Consider the following 652-nt stretch of genomic DNA (forward strand, 5'->3'; position numbering starts at 1 on the left):
CTACCGCACCGGTCGCGGGCGCATTTACATGCGTGCCCGCTCGATCATCGAAGACATCGACAAGGTCGGTGGCCGTCAGCAGATCGTCATTACCGAACTCCCTTACCAGCTGAACAAGGCCCGTCTGATCGAGAAGATCGCCGAGCTGGTCAAAGAGAAGAAGCTTGAAGGCATCACCGAGCTGCGCGACGAGTCCGACAAGGACGGTATGCGCGTCGTGATCGAGCTGCGTCGCGGTGAAGTGCCTGAGGTGATTCTCAACAACCTCTACGCCCAGACTCAGCTGCAAAGCGTGTTCGGCATCAACATCGTTGCGCTGATCGACGGCCGTCCGCGGATCCTCAACCTCAAGGATCTGCTGGAAGCCTTCGTTCGTCACCGTCGCGAAGTCGTGACCCGTCGTACCGTGTTCGAGCTGCGTAAAGCGCGCGAACGTGGCCACATCCTGGAAGGTCAGGCGGTTGCCCTGTCGAACATCGACCCGGTCATCGCCCTGATCAAGGCTTCGCCGACCCCGTCGGAAGCCAAGGAAGCGCTGATCAGCACGCCGTGGGAGTCCTCCGCGGTGGTTGCAATGGTTGAACGTGCCGGTGCCGATTCGTGCCGTCCGGAAAACCTCGATCCACAATACGGCCTGCGCGACGGCAAGTAC

The 652-nt window shown here is 60.6% G+C and carries 1 protein-coding gene; it reads left to right on the forward strand.

Features of this window, described 5'->3' with window-relative positions; translation table 11 throughout:
* Positions 1-652, forward strand: a 652-nt coding sequence (locus tag AC1DLB_RS31480; protein WP_477786466.1) for a DNA gyrase subunit A, incomplete at both ends; no start/stop codon positions are given.

The organism is Pseudomonas sp. 05N434, assembly GCF_056396965.1.